Raw genomic sequence first — 16,406 nt, forward strand, 5'->3', positions numbered from 1 at the left:
GTTTGACCTGCAAAAGCAGTATTTACTACTCTATTGATTTCATTTACATTTAATCCATATTGCGCCATTATTGGTCGTTTATATTCAATAACTACCTGAGGCATTCCTCCTATTGGCTCTTCGTATAAATCTTTAGTACCTTTAATTGTTTTAACAATTTTTCCAATTTTACTCGCATATACGGCAAGAGTATCTAAATTTTCTCCAAATATTTTACATACTACATCTTGTCTGGCGCCTGTCATTAACTCATTAAAACGCATTTGAACAGGATATTGAAAACCAGCAGTAATTCCTGGAACATCTTTTAAAGCATCGCTCATTTTATCAGACAATTCATTAAAAGTTGTTGCCGAAGTCCATTCGCTTTTATCTTTTAAAATTACCATCATATCACTTGCTTCCATTGGCATAGGATCAGTTGGGACTTCACCACTTCCAATTTTCGTAACTACTTTTTCAACTTCAGGAAATCTGTCTTTTAATATTTTAGCTGCTTTTTGTGTGGAAGCCATTGTAGTATTTAAGTTACTTCCAGTTAATACGCGAGTATCAACCGCAAAATCACCTTCTTCCAAAGCAGGAATAAATTCGCCACCTAAAAAGGACATCACGAATATAGATGCGAAAAAGACAACAACTGTTGAAATTATAATTTTTCTTTTATTAGCAATTGCTTGAATCAAACGTTTTTGATATATATTTTCCAAATACGCCATCATTCGTTCTGAAAAGTTATTTGGATTGTGTTTTAAGTTTTTCAACACAATAGTACTCATCATTGGAATATAGGTTAACGATAAAATAAAAGCGCCAATTAAAGCAAAGGCAACCGTTTGTGCCATAGGTTTAAACATTTTACCTTCAATTCCGTCAAGTGAGAAAATAGGCAAATACACAATTAAAATAATAATTTGCCCGAAAACGGCACTATTCATCATTTTTTTAGATGATGATTTTACTTCATGGTCTACATTTTCTTGCGTTAGCGCAATGGCATTTTCTTTTTTATGATGCGAATAAATTTGATGTATAACCGCTTCTACAATAATTACGGCGCCATCTACAATTAAACCAAAATCTAAAGCACCTAAGCTCATTAAATTTCCACTAACACCAAATAAATTCATCATTATAATGGCAAAAAGCATAGCCAACGGAATTACTGAAGCTACTAAAAGTCCTGCTCTAAAGTTTCCTAAAAACAAAACCAAAACGAAAATTACAATTAGTGCGCCTTCGATAAGGTTTTTTTCCACCGTTCCTATGGCATTATTTACCATTTTAATTCGGTCTAAAAAAGGTTCAATAATTACACCTTTTGGTAATGTTTTTTGAATTTGAGCGATTCTTTCTTTTACATTTTTAATTACTTCACTACTATTTGCGCCTTTAAGCATCATAACTATAGCACCTGATACTTCGCCTTGGTCGTTATAACACATTGCGCCATATCGAGTAGCAAAACCATTTTTTATTTCAGCAATATCTTTTAAAAATATTGGATTACCTGTTTTTGTTGGAAGCGAAATGTTTTCAATATCTTCTTTTGATTGAAGTAAGCCTTCAGTTCTAATAAATAAAGCGGTTTCGTTCTTTTCAATATAACTTCCGCCGGTATTCTGATTATTGCTCTCTAAAGCATCAAAAACATCATTAATAGTGATGCCATTTGCTTTCAGCTTGTTGGGTTGAATACTAATTTCTAATTGTTTTAGTTTTCCACCAAAACTACTCACTTCTGCTACACCTTTAACGCCAGAAAGTTGTCGTTTTATTATCCAATCTTGAATCGTTCTTAATTCTGTAGCGTCGTATTTTTTTTCGTATCCTTTTTCAGGACGAACCACATATTGGTAAATTTCTCCTAAACCAGTTGAAACAGGACCTAATTCTGGTGTACCCATTCCTTTAGGAAGCTGACTTTGTACTTGTTGTAATCTTTCGGAAACTTGTTGTCTTGCCCAATAAATATCTGTATCGTCATCGAAAACAATGGTAACTAAAGACAGTCCAAATCTGGAAAAACTTCTAATTTCTTTTAATCCAGGGATATTATTGTTTACTTGCTCTATTGGAAAAGTAACCAATCGTTCAATATCTGTAGCTCCAAAAGAAGGTGCAATAGTAATTACTTGAACTTGATTATTTGTGATGTCTGGAACGGCATCAATAGGTAATTTTTGCACGTTATAAATACCAAAAACTACAAGAGCAAAGGTAAATAACGCAATGATGAGTTTATTCTTTACAGAAAACTCTATAATTTTATTTAACATGAGATTATTTTTATTTTATGAATAATGAAATCATCAACTATTATGGTTGATTGTAATTTATTATGATAAAATAGTTTTTGGCGGTTGCCAAATTGATGTAAGAAAACTGGAAGTATTTACTTGATTTTTAATACAATATGGTTTTTGTTCTGATAAAGAAAAAGTAATAAAATTAAAAAAATCAGTTGTTTCTGGTAAATGCAAAACTACATTAGGATGATTATCTTGAAAGCTTTTAAATGGTAATTTCATATCTTTTTCATAATCTGCATCTTTCACATTTCCGTTTAAATAATGCATTTCTAAAAAAGTAAGTACAGATAATTCCTTAGAATCGTTGTGTTCGTAATAATGCTCTACAAGTAATGGTGCTTTCAATACCTGATGCAATTCAGTCATTGAAAACAAGTAAGTAAAAATTAAAAATAATGTTACATACTTTTTCATTGTAGCAAAATTAGTTAAATCTTAACTAAAAAATAATAAAATTACGTTAAAATTAACCAATTACCGATACACCAATTAGTTTACCAATCCCAAAAGTAATAGCTGCAGCTAACAAGCCAAATAATACTTGTCTAAATCCCGAATACCAAACGCTTTTGCCAGTAAACAAGGTAATAATAGCACCTATTAAAAATAAACCGACAGCACTTAAAGCAGTACTAATTACTACCGCTTTCATTCCTCCGTAAAAGAAAAAAGGAAGTACCGGAATTATCGCGCCAATACCAAAAAGCACAAATGAAGTTATAGCCGCTTCCATAGCAGAACCTTTTAAATCTTCTGCATTTATGCCTAATTCTTCTTTAATTAAAAATTGATGTGCCAATTCTTTATTGGAAATAATATCAGCGGCCATTTGATTGGCTTGGTCTTGCGGTATGCCTTTAGACATATAAATTAAGGCTATTTCTTTACGTTCGCCTTCAGGGTTAGCTTCTAATTCGTCCATTTCTAATTGCATTTGGTTTTCATACAATTCTTGAGAACTTTTAACCGAAATCCATTCGCCTAATGCCATAGACAAGGCGCCTGCTAACAAACCAGCCATTCCTGCAAGTAATACTTCACTTTGCCCGCTTGTAGCACCTGCAATTCCCATTACTAAACTAAAATTGGAAACCAAACCGTCATTTCCACCCAAAACTGCAGCTCTTAAGGCGTTACCTCCAACAGAACGATGTCTTTTTTCAAAACGGGCTAAATTGGAACCAGAAACTTTAGTACTCGTATTTAATATGTTTTTTAATATTGTAACGTGAGCCGTATCGGAGATAGATTGTGCTGAACTGTATTTTTTTCTTGCACCTATAACTGAATTTGATATGCTTTTTTCTGTATCCAATAAAACACCTAAAACATAATCGTAACCAAAAATAGCTCCAATTTTATGTAATGTTTTGGCTCTAAATGAAGGCGAAGGCAAATCGGATTCCATTAAATTATTTTTCTGAATAAAAGCTACAGCGTGACTGTGCTCAATTTCACTCATTTGTTTAAAAACTTCTGCAACCGCTTCCTCTTCTTCGTGTTCAGCAATTATACGGTATAAATAACTGGCGTCTATTTCGGTTTGTATACTTTTTAAACTAATCATCTTTTGAAGTTTTAATTTTATAATAATCCGTTGTACTTTCTAATGAACCACTCGGTACTTAAAGATACAACAATAATAATTAGTAACCACAAGAAATCAATTAAAGGTGAATTTTTAATTATAGTTTTTTCTACAGGCAAATAGGTGTTTTTTTGAAGCAGCTTCTGAATTAACGCATCCATTTGATTTGGAAAAATAAGTGTTCCATTATTCTGGTTAGCCAATTGTTGTAATTTGGCAATATCTGGATTTACAAATTGTTTTTCAACATCAAAATCTAAAACCTCAAAAGCACCATTATAACTTGCGTTACTCGTATTTTCTTTAACTTGAAAAACATAATTTCCTGGTTCTAAACCATCAAAAATAGCTTGGTACCCATTATTTGCTTTTGAAAAATTGTAGTTTTTTATGGCCTTAGTAGCTTTGTTTGTTAAAGTGATAGACAAATTTGCATTTTCTTCTAATTCATAACTTTTATTAAAATACTGTGCGAATATCTCTATTGTTTCACCAGAATTATAAAAACTTTCGTGTTCAACCAAAAGTGATTTCTTAGCGGAATTAGTAGATAAATACTGAATAATCTTGTCAATAAACAGGTCGTATTTTTCGTAAGATTGATTTAATATAAAACTCTCCATTCGCCATTTCCAAGAGTTTTCACCTAATAAATAGGCATTTCTATTACTGCCTTTTTCAGAAAAAGTTAAAATAGGATTTCCAACTTCAATACCATTTACCTTTCCTTTCAACAAGGTGTTTACACTTCCTTTCTCTGTAATTTTACCAAAAGGATTTTCTAATGGCGGAAATTGCGAAAACTGTATATCAGATTGTGCAAAAAGATTAAAATCGGATACAAATGAAGCTGTAAAATCTTCTTTTTTATTGGTTAACTTAAACGCTAAATCGGATTGAATTTGATTTAATAAGTTAAAATCTGTAGCCATTCCTGTAACAATAAAAGTATTAATGTTTACGTTTTTGTTAGCTTCAAATAGTTTCTTAAAAGAAGCGGTTGGCTGATACAAAATCAATACATTGTATTTTTTTAAATCAGAAATTTCATTTGGCTTAACAATAGTTACTTTACGCTGTGCATTAGATTCAATAGCCCGTTTTATTGCGCCTATATCTGGATGAGAAATATCGGATACAATTGCAATTTCTTTTTTCTGATCTAATACTTCTACTGCGAAGTTTTTAGTATTGTTATAACTGTTTTTCTCTTTTACAGATGATGAAAGTACCGCTTTGTATTTTTGCAGTCCTACTCTATCCGCTTCTAACAAAATTTGAACCGATTGCACTTTGTTTTTCTTATCGAAATTTACAGTTTGACTGGTAACTTTTTTTCCGTTTTTTTCAATAGAAAAAGTAGTGGAAACAGATTTATTTCCATTGTATTGTAAAAATACTTCAACTGGAAATTTATTCTTTAAAAAGGCGTATTTATTCGCGTTAAGCTGATTGATTTTTAAATCGAATGTGGTAGTCGTATCACCTAAAACAACAGGAAAAACTGTAGTTGATTCTTGAAAACTATACACATAATCATTTCCAATAGTTTGATTTCCATCGGTTAATAAAACAACTGGATAAAACGTGTTTTTATGCAGTTGCTTCAAATTAATAGCTACATCATCAATATTCGATTGATTTCCCTTGAAATCCAATGGTTTTTCAGCGAAAAAAGCAGCATCAAAAGTATACGTTTGAATGTCGAATTTTTCCTTTAAAGCTGCATTTGAAGTCAATTTTTCAACCCATTCTTTTTCAACATCAACAGCTTTTAATTCTGATATAGAACGCGAATTATCTGCTACAATAGCTAAAGGAATTTTATTTGTTTCTATTGATTTTCTGGCTATTATTGGATTAATTAGCAATAATAATAACGCGAAAACCGAAATAAAACGCAAAAAAGCCAATATCCAATTTGTTTTCTTTTGGATATTGGCTTTAAATATATATTGATAAAAAGCAACAACTCCAGAAATAATAACCGAAAGTAATATTAAAAGGATGGTGCTTGATGTCATTGTTAGTTTAAGTGATTATATGGTTAAAAGTTTAAAAGTCTTTGTGGTTATGGATTGTGTAAATGTTATTTTATATTAGAAATTTGCGACTTATACAAACCATCAATTAGCATATTTACTTCAATTATTTTTTCTCTTATTAAAATAGATTGATTTTCATCTACATATTCAAAATCGCGACATAAAATAACTTGATTTAATAATTCTAATGAAGAACTGTAAGCAATTTCGGAAAATCTAGCTTTATCTTTCATAGAATTTCTTCCTGAACCTTCAGCTAGGTTTGACGCAATAGAAACAGAACATCTTCTCATTTGACTAGTTAATCCAAATAATTCGTCTTTTGGGAATTTTTTAGTTGTTGTAAATATCAACATAGCTAATTCTCTGCTTTTTTGCCAAGCAATCAACTTTTCAAAACTAAATATTCTCATTGAAATACTGTTAAATTTATAAATTTCAAGCTAGATTCAACCCAAAACCTTTTAAACTTTTAAACACATAAACTTTTAAACCTTATTTACAATACTATGTCAACATTCCCCCATCTACATTAATAACTTGTCCTGTAACGTAAGCGCTCATATCTGAACTTAAGAAGACACACACGTTTGCAACATCTTCTGGCGTTCCACCACGTTTTAAAGGAATAGATTCTCTCCAACCTTTCACAACATCTTCGTTAAGTTTAGCTGTCATTTCAGTTTCAATGAAACCTGGAGCGATAGCATTACAACGAATATTACGTGAACCCAATTCTAATGCGATAGACTTTGTAAAACCAATCATACCTGCTTTAGATGCGGCGTAGTTTGCTTGACCTGCATTTCCTTTTACTCCTACTACACTACTCATATTTACAATAGAACCAGCACGATTTTTAAGCATTACTTTTTGTACCGCTTTAGTCATATTAAATACCGATTTTAAGTTGATATTCATTACCGCATCAAAATCTTCTTCAGACATACGCATTAACAAATTGTCTTTTGTAATCCCGGCGTTATTTATTAAAATGTCGATATTTCCAAAATCAGCCATTACATCATCTACTAATTTTTGCGCTTCGTTAAAATCTGCCGCATTTGATTTATATCCTTTAGATTGAATTCCTAAAGCATTTAATTCGTTTTCTAATGCTAACGCCGATTCTGCAGAAGAACTATATGTAAAGGCAACATTTGCTCCGTTTTGTGCAAAAACTTTAGCAATTCCACTTCCAATTCCTCTACTTGCACCAGTAATAATGGCTACTTTTCCTTCTAATAATTTCATACTATTCTATTTAAATGATATACGTTCTTATAAAAGTCAAATATAATAATAATTTAAAGCAATAAAAATTTCTTTTACATTAAACCTTTTTGTTTATTTTTGGTCTAAACAGAATTAACCAAAACAAAAAGCCTATGAAAGCCTTCAAAATCTTACCATTTTTAGCAATTGCTTTTTCAGTAGTTTCCTGTAATGATTCTAATGAAGATAGCTACACTGCTATTACAGAAACCTACCCTGCTGTACAAGCAGAATTTGGAAATTCAGTTGACTTAAATAATTTAGCCAATTATGCGAACCAAACTGTTCCAGCCTATATTATTAAAGACAATAGTGCCTTAAATCCTATTTCAAATAAAGGTGCTACTTTAGGTCGAGTTTTGTTTTACGATAAAAAAATGTCTTCTAACAATACCGTATCTTGTTCAAGTTGTCACAAACAAGCCGTAGCTTTTGGAGATGATTCTGTTGCGAGTACAGGAGTTAACGGAACTACTGGACGCCATTCCATGAGATTAATCAATACGCGTTTTGCTGTGGAATCTAAATTCTTTTGGGACGAACGTGCCGCATCTTTAGAAATTCAAACTACAATGCCCATCAAAGACCATGGTGAAATGGGATACAGTGGTGCCAATGGTGATTTAAATTTTAACGCTTTAATTACAAAATTAAGCGCTATAAATTATTACAAAGAGTTATTTAAATTTGCATATGGTTCTGAAGAAATTACAGAAACTAAAATTCAATTTGCTTTAGCACAATTTATTAGAAGTATTCAATCCTTTGATTCAAAATACGATGTTGGACGTGCAGGCGCACCAAATGACGGAGCACCTTTTGCGAATTTCACAGCACAAGAAAATCAAGGTAAAAACTTGTTTTTAACACCTCCAACCTTTAATGCTTCTGGAGTTAGAACAGCTGGCGGAATGGGTTGTGCCGGTTGTCATAGAGCACCTGAATTTGATATCGATCCAAATACTCGAAATAATGGAATAATAGGTAGTTTAACTGGAACAGGTATTGACATTACAAATACCAGAGCGCCTTCTTTAAGAGATTTAGTAAAAGTAAATGGTACTACAAACGGACAAATGATGCACACGGGAGTAATTACTTCACTTCAACAAGCTATTGGTCATTATGGTACGATAAATATTGCGCCTGGAAATACTAATTTAGATCCAAGATTAAGACCCAATGGTGTTGGACAACAATTAAATTTAACCGCAACAGAAGTTGATGCTGTTGTTGCTTTTTTAAGAACTTTGTCTGGTACAGATGTGTATACCAATACGAAATGGTCTAACCCTTTTAATTAAAACAAAAATCCCGCTCTAAAATATTCAGAGCGGGATTTTTTTTATCTATTTATTTTTTAGAAAGCTACATTCCATTTAGGAAGTGTACCATTGTCTTTTAGAAAACTTTGTAAAACAGTAGCTTCAACAAATGTTGGAATGTTTTTTGTTTTTCCTGTAAAAGTTTCATACCAAACTACTTCTAAAGCTGTAATTTCTTCCTTTTTCATTTGTGCAGGCCAAGAATATTTTCTTCCCGTTTTAGCAAATTGATGTCCGTTTACAATTTTATCGTATAAACCGCCACTTTTCACTTTCAACGTACCATCATTCTGAACCGTACCTGTTGAACCTACCATAATTAATTGTTTTTCTTCGTTACTTGCATCAAATACTAAGAAAACACCACTTGCACCTTCAGGCGCATTACAAACCTCTTCTAAGTTCAAATCCGTTGTAAATAAAAAACTATTTGTTGATTTGTATTTTTTTAATTCTTTTTCCATTTTAATTTTATTTGCCACTCAGTCTGATTACTAAGTGAACTTGATTAGTATAAGTAATAAAAGCTCCATAAAAGGAGCTTTTATTATTATGTATTTTAAATACAGGAAATTATCCCATTATTTCTTTTACTTTTTTTCCAATTTCTGCTGGAGAATCTACAACGTGAATACCACATTCTCTCATAATGCGTTTTTTAGCTTCTGCTGTATCATCTGCTCCACCAACAATCGCACCTGCGTGACCCATTGTTCTTCCTTTTGGAGCGGTTTCACCAGCGATAAAACCAACAACTGGTTTACGATTACCATCTGCTTTTACCCATTTAGCAGCATCAGCTTCTAATTGACCACCAATTTCACCTATCATAATGATACATTCTGTTTCAGGGTCGTTCATTAATAATTCAACAGCTTGTTTAGTTGTAGTTCCAATAATTGGATCTCCACCAATACCAATTGCTGTAGTAATTCCTAAACCTTGTTTTACAACTTGGTCAGCTGCTTCGTAAGTTAATGTTCCTGATTTAGAAACAATACCAACTGTTCCTTTTTTGAATACGAAACCTGGCATAATACCAACTTTAGCTTCACCTGGAGTAATTACTCCTGGACAGTTAGGACCTACTAAACGACAATCTTTACCTTGAATAAAATCATATGCTTTAATCATATCTGCCACTGGAATTCCTTCCGTGATACAAATAATTACTTTAATTCCTGCATCAGCAGCTTCCATAATCGCATCTGCAGCAAATGCTGGCGGTACAAAAATGATTGAAGTATCTGCTCCAGCTGTTTTAACAGCATCTTTAACCGTATTAAAAACAGGTCTATCTAAATGCAATGTACCACCTTTACCTGGCGTTACACCACCTACTACATTTGTACCGTATTCAATCATTTGAGAAGCGTGAAACGTTCCTTCACTTCCTGTAAATCCTTGAACTATAATTTTTGAATTTTTATTTACTAAAACACTCATGAGGTTATTTGTTTTTTAAAAGTTGAGCAAAAGTAAGTTTTTTGCCAGTAATAAATTAATTTTTTGAGACTTTTTTTATACTTTTTTGCTAATTTGGTATCCATTTTGTTTTTCAAACAAATAGATAGAAAGCGCTATTTTTATTTAGACGTGTTTTTCAAAGTTTCTAAAATCTCAGGAATACGTTTAATATTAGCCAATTGCTTTAATTTTTCGCGAGATTCCTCAATTGGTGTTCCAAAATAAGATTTTCCACCTTCAACAGATTTTGTTACTCCAGTTTGCCCCATAATTACAGCCTTCGCACCAATAGTTATACCGCTGGTGGTACCTACTTGACCCCAAAGCGTAACCTCATCTTCGATTATTACACAACCTGCAATACCTGTTTGGGAAGCAATTAAACATTTTTTTCCAATAATGGTGTCGTGTCCTACATGAACCTGATTGTCAATTTTTGTACCTTCTCCAATAGTAGTATCGCCTGTTACGCCTTTATCAATAGTACAAAGTGCACCAATTCCTACATTGTTTTCTATGACTACTCGTCCACCAGAAAGCAATTGATCAAAACCTTCTGCCCGTTTTTTATAGTAAAAAGCATCGGCACCTAAAATAGTCCCTGCATGTATAATTACGTTGTCACCAATTACAGTATTATCGTAAATGGAAACATTGGAATGAATCAAACAATTTTTACCAATTTGAACTTGATGTCCAATAAAACAATTGGGTTGAATTACAGTTCCTTCTCCAATAGTAGCTGTTTCTGAAATTGAAACATTTGAAAACTGAAAAGGTCGAAAATAGTTGGTTAAAATATTAAAGTCTCTAAAAGGATCATCCGAAATTAATAATGCTTTTCCATTTGGGCATGTTACTTCTTTATTGATAAGTACAATTGTAGCTGCAGATTGCAACGCTTTATCGTAATATTTTGGATGGTCTACAAAAACAATATCGCCAGGTGTTACCACATGAATTTCATTCATACCATAAACTGGAAAATCATCAGATCCAACATAGTTAGACTTGATGATTTCAGCAATTTGTTTTAATGTATATGTTTTGTTAAATTTCATTTATTTCAATTACTCTTTTACACGTTCCATATAAGAACTTGAAGTTGTATCAATTTTAATTTTATCACCTTCATTAATAAATAAAGGTACATTAATCGTAGCACCCGTTTCTACTGTTGCTGGTTTGGTTGCATTTGTAGCGGTATTTCCTTTTAAACCTGGTTCAGTATAAGTTACTTCTAAAACAATTGACGCAGGCATGTCTACTGATAAAGGTAAATCTGTTTCTGTATTAATTTGAACCATTACATTTGTACCTTCTTTTAATAAATCTGGTGCATCTAAAATATTCTTATTTAAAGTAATTTGCTCAAAAGATTCTATATTCATAAAGTGAAAATCATTTCCTTCTGGATATAAAAATTGATATGTTTGTGTCTCAACACGAACTACATCTATTTTATGTCCTGCAGAAAAGGTATTGTCTAATACTTTTCCGTTAGTTAATGATTTTAATTTTGTTCTTACAAACGCAGGACCTTTACCTGGCTTTACGTGTAAGAATTCGATGATTTTATAAATATCGTGGTTAAATTTAATGCATAAACCATTTCTAATATCTGATGTACTTGCCATTTTGTTTGTTTTTTTATTATATTTTAATTAATCTCAAAAATAGTTAAAACTATTCACTTTTATTAAATTTTACATTTATGTTCTAAAAATTTCGCCACGAATTTCACGAATTTCCACAGATTAATTCGTGCTAATTTGTGTAATTTGTGTCAAAAAAATAATTCACACAACTGTTAAAACTTTTAGTTTGCCAACTAAATCTATGATTTTCAAGTTCATAGTGGTTTAGTTTTTTTTTAAACGCTTCCTGTATAGCCTTTCATGATTCCGCGAGAAGAATTTCTAATGAAATCTAAAATTTCATCTCTTTCTGGAGTCGCTTCCATTTCGGCTTCAATAATACTCATTGCTTGAGACGTATTGTAGTTTTTTTGGTATAAAATTCGGTATATATCTTGAATCTCTCTTATTTTTTCTGTGGTAAACCCTCTTCTTCTTAATCCTACAGAATTAATACCCACATATGATAAAGGTTCTTTTGCTGCTTTTGAAAAAGGTGGCACATCTTTTCTTACTAAACTTCCACCAGAAACCATTGCGTGGTCACCAATAGAAATAAACTGATGCACTGCCGCTAAACCTCCAATTACTGCATATTGACCAACTGTAACATGCCCAGCTAATGCTACACCATTTACAATAATAGCATTGTCGCCAATCATGCAATCGTGAGCAATGTGTGCGGTTGCCATAATAAGGCAATTTTTACCAATTACTGTTTTTCCAGCCGCCACGGTACCTCTATTAATAGTAACACATTCTCTAATTGTAGAGTTATCACCTATTATTGCTAAAGAATCTTCACCACCAAACTTTAAGTCTTGTGGTACAGCAGAAATGACTGCTCCTGGAAAAATATTACAATTTTTACCAATTCTTGCGCCTTCCATAATGGTAACGTTAGAGCCTATCCAAGTTCCTTCTCCAATTTCTACATTATTATGAATGGTAGTAAACGGATCGATAACTACATTTCTTGCAATTTTTGCTCCTGGATGAACGTATGCTAATGGTTGATTCATATATTTTATATTTTATGTCTAAATAGTTAGAAGTCAATGATTACTTCTAAATATTACGTTTTTTATTTAATCGTTTTTAACTTTTACAATTTGCGCCATTAATTCGGCTTCCGAAACTAATTTTCCGTTGGCATATGCGTAGGCTTGCATGTGGCAAATTCCTCTTCTAATTGGTGTAATTAATTCGCATTTAAATACAACAGTATCACCTGGTAACACTTTTTGTTTGAATTTTACATTATCTATTTTCATAAAGAAGGTTAGATAATTTTCTGGATCTGGTACCGTACTTAAAATTAAAATACCTCCCGTTTGTGCCATCGCTTCCACTTGTAATACACCAGGCATTACAGGCGCACCAGGAAAATGCCCTACAAAGAAAGGCTCGTTCATGGTTACGTTTTTCAAGCCCACAACATGAGTTTCAGATAACTCTAAAATTTTATCTACTAATAAGAATGGTGGTCTGTGTGGTAACAAATCCATAATTCCGTGGATATCAAGTACTGGATCCTTATGTAAATCATAAACTGGAATTTGATTTTTTTCTTCCAATTTAATAATTTTCGATATTTTTTTAGCAAATTGAGTGTTTACAAAATGCCCTGGTTTGTTTGCGATTACCTTTCCTTGAATTCTTCTTCCAATAAGAGACAAATCACCTACTACATCTAATAGTTTATGACGTGCTGCTTCGTTTGGATGATGTAAAGTTAAGTTATCTAAAATTCCGTTTTCTTTAACCGAAATATGTTCTTTATTGAAGGCTTTCTTTAAATTACCCATAGTTTCTTCAGAAATTTCTTTATCTACATAAACTATGGCGTTATTTAAATCGCCGCCTTTAATTAATCCGTTATTTAACAGTGCTTCTAATTCATGTAAAAAACTAAACGTTCTACAATCAGCTATTTCCGATTTAAAATCAGAAATGTTTTTCATGTTTGCATTTTGTGTTCCTAATACTTTTGTACCAAAATCAACCATTGCTGTAACACAATACCCATCACTTGGAATAATAGTAATTTCGCTACCTGTAGCTTCATCCAAATAAGAGATAACATCTTTTACAACATATATTTTTCGCTCTGCATCTTGTTCTACACAACCTACTTTTTCTAATGCTTCAACAAAATATTTTGAAGAACCATCCATAATAGGCAATTCAGAAGAATTTAATTCAATAATCACATTATCTAAATCACATCCTACTAAAGCGGCTAAAACATGCTCAGGTGTTTGAATCATGACACCTAATTTTTCTAAATTAGTACCACGTTGTGTATTTACTACATAATTGGCATCTGCTTCAATAATTGGGCTTCCTTCTAAATCGACACGTACAAATGTAAAACCATTGTTTATGGGTGCAGGTTTAAAAGTCATTGTCACTTCCTGACCCGTATGAAGTCCGACACCTTTTAAAGAAATTTCGCTTTTTAGAGTTGTTTGTTTTAACATGATTTTATGTATTATTCTTTTTTAATTCTTCTATTTCATTAACTATTTTAGGTAAATTTCTAAAGTGTACGAATGACTTTGCAAAATCGCCATAATTAAATGCTGGGCTACCTTGCACAACTTCTCCGTCTTTTAAACTTTTTCCGATACCTGATTGGGCTTGAATTTTTACCCTATCGCCTATTGTAATATGTCCTGCAATTCCTACTTGACCACCAATTAAACAATTTTTACCAATTTTTGTAGAACCGGCAATGCCCGTTTGAGCTGCAATAACCGTATTTTCTCCTATTTCTACATTATGTGCCACTTGAATTTGGTTGTCTAACTTCGCGCCTCTTCGGATATAAGTGGTACCAAGTGTGGCTCTATCTACTGTAGAACATGAACCAATTTCTACATGGTCTTCGATAACAACATTTCCAATTTGTGGAATTTTAGAATACGAACCGTCTTCTTGTGGTGCAAAACCAAAACCGTCAGAACCGATAATCGTTCCTGAATGAATGGTAACATGATTGCCTATTTCCGATTCTGAATACACTCGTACACCTGCAAAAAACACACAATTATCGCCAATTGTAACATTGTCGCCTATAAAACTATTTGGATATATTTTTACATTATTTCCAATACGTACGTTTTTACCAATGTAGCAAAAACTACCTAAATATAAATCGTCACCATAGGTTACACCATCCGAAATAACAGAAGGTTGCTCTATACCCGATTTCATTAGTTTGATTTGATTATAATATTCTAATAATTTTGAAAAAGAGCTGTACGCATCATCAACTTTAATTAATGTAGCTTTTACTTCTTTTTCAAGCTCATACGATTTATTTACTATAACTATTGTGGCGTTTGTGTTATATAAATAATTGGAATACTTCGTATTAGCTAAAAAAGTTAGCGAACCTTCTGTTCCTTCCTCTATTTTAGCTAATTTATATACTTCAGCATCTGGATTTCCGAAAACTTCTCCATCCAATATGCCTGCTATTTGTCCTGCTGTAAATTTCATCTGTGCAAAAATATAAAAATTAACCTTAATCTATCGCTTTCGGATAACAAATAAAATATTTGATTACCGTTTTTGACAATGCTTTTAAGTGCATTTGATCTGAGGCTTCCACTACATTTTCAATTGTTTTATCTTTTTTTAGAATTCTAATAGGCTCCGAAGACTTGCTATAGGCTTCGTTTTTCAGTTTGCCTTTGAACACAAAATACCCTACTTCATTTTCTGAAATAGCATACTGTTTCATGTATTTTTCTTTTAACTCTAAGAATTTGATTTTGTTTACTTTATCTTCGTTTAATTCAATCTTTAGTAGATTTCTATTGATGACCATTTTACTTAAAGAACTCAGTACAAAATCATCGTGAAATTGCCATTGTTTTATAGCGCCCAACACATCGTAATCATCTAAATTAGAAAACGTATCTAAGATGGTTTTATCTATTTGTTGTAATTCAATTTTATGATTTAAAAAGAATAATAAAAACGGACTTCCAAATAACACTTCACCTTTTGATGAAAGCTCTTTTGCTCGTTTTAATATCTTTGTCAATGTTAATTCTGCTACTACGCTGGTTTTATGCAAATACGCTTGCCAATACATCAATCGGCGCGCCATAAGAAACTTTTCTATAGAATAAATTCCTTTTTCTTCCATTACCAACACGTCGTCTTGTACGTTTAGCATTTGAATTAATCGTTCGCTATTTACGTTTCCTTCGTTGACACCCGTGTAAAAACTATCGCGTTTTAGGTAATCCATACGATCCATATCTAACTGACTGGAAATCAATTGCAACATAAATTTTCTATGGTATTCACCTTTAAAAACCTGAATGGCTAAAGCTAATTTTCCGTCAAATTCAGTATTTAGCTGCTCCATAAACAACAATGACAACTCTTCGTGATGCACTTCTTCCAACACACTATTCTCTAATGCGTGACTAAAAGGTCCGTGTCCTATATCGTGTAATAAAATCGCTACATATAATGCATTTTCTTCTTCATCAGAAATAGCAACACCTTTAAATTTGAGAGTTTGAACCGCCTTTTGCATAATATGCATACAGCCTAAAGCGTGATGAAAACGGGTATGATGCGCTCCTGGATAAACCAAATAAGACAAGCCCATTTGAGAAATACGACGCAAACGCTGAAAATACGGATGCTGAATTAAATCGTAAATTAAAGTATTGGGAATGGTAATAAAACCATAAATAGGATCGTTGAGTATTTTTAATTTGTTGATTTGG

15 protein-coding genes are annotated in these 16,406 nt (G+C 32.3%); 1 reads left to right on the forward strand and 14 read right to left on the reverse strand.

Features of this window, described 5'->3' with window-relative positions; genetic code table 11:
- From KA468_RS08075 to fabG, 6 genes are all read right to left on the reverse strand, one after another.
- A partial coding sequence (locus KA468_RS08075; RefSeq protein WP_291242437.1) for a CusA/CzcA family heavy metal efflux RND transporter occupies positions 1–2,279 on the reverse strand: 2,279 nt, incomplete at its 3' end.
- A 60-nt stretch (positions 2,280–2,339) separates the two neighbouring features.
- Positions 2,340–2,726, reverse strand: coding sequence for a hypothetical protein (locus KA468_RS08080; RefSeq protein ID WP_291242438.1), 387 nt, complete (start codon positions 2,724–2,726; stop codon positions 2,340–2,342).
- Between the two features lie 52 nt (positions 2,727–2,778).
- Positions 2,779–3,879, reverse strand: a complete 1,101-nt coding sequence (locus KA468_RS08085) for a VIT1/CCC1 transporter family protein (RefSeq protein ID WP_291242439.1) — start codon at positions 3,877–3,879, stop codon at positions 2,779–2,781.
- A 17-nt stretch (positions 3,880–3,896) separates the two neighbouring features.
- Entirely contained in the window at positions 3,897–5,924 is a 2,028-nt protein-coding gene (locus tag KA468_RS08090; protein WP_291242440.1) for a hypothetical protein, read from the reverse strand.
- Positions 5,925–5,989: 65 nt separating this feature from the next.
- Positions 5,990–6,358 (reverse strand): four helix bundle protein, encoded by a 369-nt coding sequence (locus KA468_RS08095; protein ID WP_291242441.1) that lies wholly within the window; start codon positions 6,356–6,358, stop codon positions 5,990–5,992.
- A 94-nt stretch (positions 6,359–6,452) separates the two neighbouring features.
- Positions 6,453–7,199 carry a 3-oxoacyl-[acyl-carrier-protein] reductase gene (fabG, locus tag KA468_RS08100; RefSeq protein ID WP_291242442.1) on the reverse strand — a complete coding sequence of 249 codons (747 nt, stop codon included), beginning with the start codon at positions 7,197–7,199 and terminating at the stop codon, positions 6,453–6,455.
- A 134-nt stretch (positions 7,200–7,333) separates the two neighbouring features.
- Between fabG and KA468_RS08105 the strand changes: the two genes are divergently transcribed.
- Positions 7,334–8,524: a cytochrome c peroxidase gene (locus KA468_RS08105; protein ID WP_291242443.1), complete on the forward strand. Its 1,191-nt coding sequence runs from the start codon at positions 7,334–7,336 to the stop codon at positions 8,522–8,524.
- A 56-nt stretch (positions 8,525–8,580) separates the two neighbouring features.
- On the opposite strand, the gene KA468_RS08110 is transcribed toward KA468_RS08105, so the two are convergent.
- The 8 genes from KA468_RS08110 to KA468_RS08145 form a co-directional block, all read right to left on the reverse strand.
- Positions 8,581–9,009 carry a hypothetical protein gene (locus KA468_RS08110; RefSeq protein ID WP_291242444.1) on the reverse strand — a complete coding sequence of 143 codons (429 nt, stop codon included), beginning with the start codon at positions 9,007–9,009 and terminating at the stop codon, positions 8,581–8,583.
- Between the two features lie 109 nt (positions 9,010–9,118).
- Positions 9,119–9,991, reverse strand: coding sequence for a succinate--CoA ligase subunit alpha (gene sucD / locus KA468_RS08115; protein WP_291242445.1), 873 nt, complete (start codon positions 9,989–9,991; stop codon positions 9,119–9,121).
- 140 nt (positions 9,992–10,131) lie between these two features.
- A complete protein-coding gene (locus KA468_RS08120) occupies positions 10,132–11,073 on the reverse strand; it encodes a UDP-3-O-(3-hydroxymyristoyl)glucosamine N-acyltransferase (RefSeq protein ID WP_291242446.1) in 942 nt (313 codons plus the stop codon).
- A gap of 9 nt (positions 11,074–11,082) precedes the next feature.
- Complete coding sequence (gene efp / locus KA468_RS08125) at positions 11,083–11,649, reverse strand: elongation factor P (RefSeq protein ID WP_291242447.1); 567 nt, start codon at positions 11,647–11,649, stop codon at positions 11,083–11,085.
- A gap of 236 nt (positions 11,650–11,885) precedes the next feature.
- Entirely contained in the window at positions 11,886–12,671 is a 786-nt protein-coding gene (lpxA, locus tag KA468_RS08130; RefSeq protein WP_291242448.1) for an acyl-ACP--UDP-N-acetylglucosamine O-acyltransferase, read from the reverse strand.
- Positions 12,672–12,737: 66 nt separating this feature from the next.
- Entirely contained in the window at positions 12,738–14,132 is a 1,395-nt protein-coding gene (locus KA468_RS08135) for a bifunctional UDP-3-O-[3-hydroxymyristoyl] N-acetylglucosamine deacetylase/3-hydroxyacyl-ACP dehydratase (RefSeq protein ID WP_291242449.1), read from the reverse strand.
- A 4-nt stretch (positions 14,133–14,136) separates the two neighbouring features.
- On the reverse strand, positions 14,137–15,156 hold the full coding sequence (lpxD, locus tag KA468_RS08140) for a UDP-3-O-(3-hydroxymyristoyl)glucosamine N-acyltransferase (protein ID WP_291242450.1): 1,020 nt from the start codon (positions 15,154–15,156) through the stop codon (positions 14,137–14,139).
- Positions 15,157–15,181: 25 nt separating this feature from the next.
- On the reverse strand, positions 15,182–16,402 hold the full coding sequence (locus tag KA468_RS08145) for an HD domain-containing protein (RefSeq protein ID WP_291242451.1): 1,221 nt from the start codon (positions 16,400–16,402) through the stop codon (positions 15,182–15,184).
- Positions 16,403–16,406: the final 4 nt, after the last annotated feature.

The organism is Flavobacterium sp. (assembly GCF_017985075.1).
Taxonomy (GTDB): domain Bacteria; phylum Bacteroidota; class Bacteroidia; order Flavobacteriales; family Flavobacteriaceae; genus Flavobacterium.

Excerpts from the sequence above, each read along its gene's own strand:
- KA468_RS08080 (WP_291242438.1), bottom strand. The coding sequence starts at position 2,726 with ATGAAAAAGTATGTAACATTATTTTTAATTTTTACTTACTTGTTTTCA.
- KA468_RS08085 (WP_291242439.1), bottom strand. The coding sequence starts at position 3,879 with ATGATTAGTTTAAAAAGTATACAAACCGAAATAGACGCCAGTTATTTA.
- KA468_RS08090 (WP_291242440.1), bottom strand. The coding sequence starts at position 5,924 with ATGACATCAAGCACCATCCTTTTAATATTACTTTCGGTTATTATTTCT.
- KA468_RS08095 (WP_291242441.1), bottom strand. The coding sequence starts at position 6,358 with ATGAGAATATTTAGTTTTGAAAAGTTGATTGCTTGGCAAAAAAGCAGA.
- fabG (WP_291242442.1), bottom strand. The coding sequence starts at position 7,199 with ATGAAATTATTAGAAGGAAAAGTAGCCATTATTACTGGTGCAAGTAGA.
- KA468_RS08105 (WP_291242443.1), top strand. The coding sequence starts at position 7,334 with ATGAAAGCCTTCAAAATCTTACCATTTTTAGCAATTGCTTTTTCAGTA.
- KA468_RS08110 (WP_291242444.1), bottom strand. The coding sequence starts at position 9,009 with ATGGAAAAAGAATTAAAAAAATACAAATCAACAAATAGTTTTTTATTT.
- sucD (WP_291242445.1), bottom strand. The coding sequence starts at position 9,991 with ATGAGTGTTTTAGTAAATAAAAATTCAAAAATTATAGTTCAAGGATTT.
- KA468_RS08120 (WP_291242446.1), bottom strand. The coding sequence starts at position 11,073 with ATGAAATTTAACAAAACATATACATTAAAACAAATTGCTGAAATCATC.
- efp (WP_291242447.1), bottom strand. The coding sequence starts at position 11,649 with ATGGCAAGTACATCAGATATTAGAAATGGTTTATGCATTAAATTTAAC.
- lpxA (WP_291242448.1), bottom strand. The coding sequence starts at position 12,671 with ATGAATCAACCATTAGCATACGTTCATCCAGGAGCAAAAATTGCAAGA.
- KA468_RS08135 (WP_291242449.1), bottom strand. The coding sequence starts at position 14,132 with ATGTTAAAACAAACAACTCTAAAAAGCGAAATTTCTTTAAAAGGTGTC.
- lpxD (WP_291242450.1), bottom strand. The coding sequence starts at position 15,156 with ATGAAATTTACAGCAGGACAAATAGCAGGCATATTGGATGGAGAAGTT.